The organism is Nocardia sp. NPDC002869 (assembly GCF_046764065.1).
In the GTDB taxonomy this organism is placed as follows: Bacteria; Actinomycetota; Actinomycetes; order Mycobacteriales; family Mycobacteriaceae; genus Nocardia; species Nocardia rhamnosiphila.
This window is the reverse complement of sequence record NZ_JBKOOL010000297.1, coordinates 1-2921: the sequence shown is the minus strand read 5'-3', so window position 1 is coordinate 2921 and position 2921 is coordinate 1. Positions and strand designations below refer to the sequence as shown.

Sequence of the window (2921 nt, the reverse complement as noted above, 5' to 3'; positions counted from 1 at the left end):
GGGTGCGCGAAACCGCCGGGGCGCCCCGGCGCCTGCTCGCCCTGGGCGCTGCGGACGGCTGGGTGCTCACCGACCTGTTCGAGAACCTGCTGCTGGCCGAATCACCACAGGTGTATCGCGACCTGGGCTCCGGGTTGCGGACCTGGGACGCTGCGGCGGTGTACAAGACCTTCACCCGGTTGGGCGGGCTGTGGGGTATCCGGGACGGGTTACCGGGTGGGGTGGGCACCGCGCTGACCGGGCAGTTCGCCGACGCGGTACGCGATGTCTTCGAACACCGGCGGGCGCTGGCGGTGGCGGCGCCGGATTTCGCCGAGCCGGTGGTGCGCGACGCGCTGCAGCGATCCGGCCGGAGCGAAGAAGCGGCCACGGTGATGCCCTTCCCGGGCGTGCGGCCGGGCGGAGAGAATCCGCGCATCGTGGGCGGCGATGTGATGGTGCTGACCCGGTCGGCGGATCCTCGTGCGGACGCGGTGGTGGCCGCGCTGGCGGCCGAGCAGGCGCCGGTGCCGTGGATCGAACAGGTCGGCGGGTTCCTCGGGCCCAATCTGCACACCCGGGCTCGCTATTCGCGCTGGTCGGCGCCCACCGCGACCGCACTGGCCGACTGGCCGGATTTCGATCTGTCCGACCGTATCGGCGCGGTGGGTGGTCGTGACGGATTGTGGCGGGTGCTCACCGAATTCCTGATCACCGTCGGTGATACCGGCGGTGATGTCGCTGCCGCCGCCGCGATCGCGGTCACGACCCTGGGGCGTTTCGAAAGAGGTTGGCGATGACCGCGGCACCGGAATTCGAAGCACACGGCCTGCGGGTGGAACTGCCCCTCGGGCCGATGCACGGACCGCTGGAGCCCGGGCGGCCGCCGCAACGCGGGATCACCCTGGTCGCCTGCCTGCCCGCCGTGCTGCTCCTGACGCTCCTGCTGGTACCGGCCGCCGGAACCGCCGTGCTGGCCGTGCGCACCCGGTGGTGGCCGGTGGTCGGTTGCGTGGTGGCGGCGGTCGCGTTCGTGGCCGCGACGGAGGCGGCCCGCCGCGGCGTGAACAGGCGCCTGTGGGCGGTTCCGGCGCTGGTGGCAGCGGTGTCGCTCGCCGTGCTGTACTGGTCGGACGAATCGTACGCCCGCAGTCTGTACTGGATGGCGTTCGCGGCCACGCTGCTGGTCACGGCGATGCTGCTGGCCTGGTGGAGTCGGCGCAGCCGGGGGCTGTGGCTGCCGCTCATCGTGCCGTTCGGTATCTCGGCGATCGTGTCCGGGGTCGCGTTCCGGCTGATCTTCCAGTACACCGGCGCGCGGCTGGGTTTCGACGGGTTCCCGGGATACCGCGCCTGGTTCGTGGTGATGCTGGGCTCGGCGTTTCTGTGGACCTGGCTCGGCTTCCTGATCGGGGTGTTCCGGGCGGGTATCCGGGCCCTGGAGCGCGACCCCGTGCGATGGACCCGACTGCGGGAGGAGACCGGGCTCGCGCTGGTATGGCGGTTGTTCACACTGCAGCGGCCGATAGTCCTGGTGGCCGGGCTCGTGGTGGGGGTCGCCGCGGCGCGCGTGTTCGACGTGGTGCTCATCGGCGTACCGGGCTCGGTCCAGTACCAGGTGGACAGTGCCACGGTGTCGTGGTGGCGGCTGGCCACCGACCCCGCCACCGCGGGCGAGGCCGCCGCCTACGCTCTCCCGCTGGCCGCATTGCTCGGGGTGGTGGCCTGGGCGCTGCAGACCGACCTCCGGGACCGTCGCGCGGGTTTTCCGCCCGCCGCTCGAGCTGCCCATGAGCTGCATGCCGCGCCCGCGGACAGTACTTTCGCCGGGTGGGCCCGCGGCGTCATGATCGGAGCGGTCTCGGTGCTCGCGGTGATACCGCTGGTGGTACTCGTGGTGGTGGCGTTCCGCGGGCCGGACGGGTGGTCGGCGGCCGCGTTCACCGACGTCTGGCGGGACCGGTGGCTGCTGCATTCGGTCGAGGCGACATTCTGGGTGGCGCTGCTCGCGACGATCATCGTGGTGGCGGCCGCCGCGCCACTGGCCTACCGTCTCGCGGTGGCTCCCGCCGGGTGGGTGACCCGCACCATCGTGAGCGGGCTCGTGGTACTGGCGGTACTGCCGGTCCAGGCGTACCTGGGCCCGCTGGACATCTTCATCGACGACCACGGCCTGTCCGGGACCCGGGTGCCGCTCGTGCTCGTGCACGCCGCGGCCGGGCTGCCGATCGCGGTGCTGATCCTGCGCGGCGCGGTCGCGGCCCCACCCGGTAGCCCGGCGGCGGACGCGTTACGCGGGCTGGCGGCCCCGGGCACGATCAGCCGCCGGCTGTTCGATTCGGCGGGTCCGGCGCTGGGCGCGGTAGCCGTACTCGAATTCGTCCAGGTCTGGAACGATTTCATCGTCGGCCTGCTGATCAGCGGTGCCGGGGCCTCACCCTGGTCGCTGCTGTTGTGGGGGGAGGCGCGGCAGTTCGGTGAGAACGCCGCCCAGCTGGCGGCCGGTTCGCTGATCGCGGCACTGCTGCCGGTGGCGCTGGTGCTGGCGACCTGGCGGCGCTGGATCGTGCCCGGACTGACCGGTGGGGTGTTGCGATGAGAGAACCGCTACCGCGCACCTCGGTCGTGTCGGGGGTATTGAGCGGTCTGTCGGTGCTGGCCTCGGCCCTGCTGCTGGAACTGGGCCGCAACCTGGTCATGAATTCGTTCGGCGAGAGCGCCGAGGTGCAGCTGGTGGCTTCCGGCCTGCGCTGGCTGGCGGTGCTCCTCGTCGTCCTGGCCCTGATCTACACCGGTTTCCGGCTGACCGACGAACGGCGGGACCGGCGCCGGTTGCGGCGCCGCCGCGATCTACTCGCGGACCTGGACGGTCCGCCGCTCACCGGTCCACCGGTCCCGCACCCACCGCCGCCGCCCGCTGCGCTCGCCGGCGGCGACACCAC

Annotated in this window: 2 protein-coding genes and 1 pseudogene; all 3 read left to right on the top strand. The window is 72.2% G+C overall.

Translation table 11 applies throughout. The features are described 5' to 3' along the window. Positions 1-779 (top strand): annotated as a pseudogene (locus ACLML9_RS28325) (ABC transporter substrate-binding protein); the annotation flags it as partial. Continuing rightward, entirely contained in the window at positions 776-2578 is a 1803-nt protein-coding gene (locus ACLML9_RS28320) for a hypothetical protein (RefSeq protein WP_411948361.1), read from the top strand. The pseudogene ACLML9_RS28325 and the gene ACLML9_RS28320, both read left to right, overlap by 4 nt. After that, positions 2575-2921, top strand: a 347-nt coding sequence (locus ACLML9_RS28315) for a hypothetical protein (RefSeq protein WP_411948360.1), incomplete at its 3' end; no start/stop codon positions are given. The genes ACLML9_RS28320 and ACLML9_RS28315, both read left to right, overlap by 4 nt.

Coding starts and splice junctions, on each gene's coding strand:
- ACLML9_RS28320 (WP_411948361.1), top strand. CDS start 776: ATGACCGCGGCACCGGAATTCGAAGCACACGGCCTGCGGGTGGAACTG.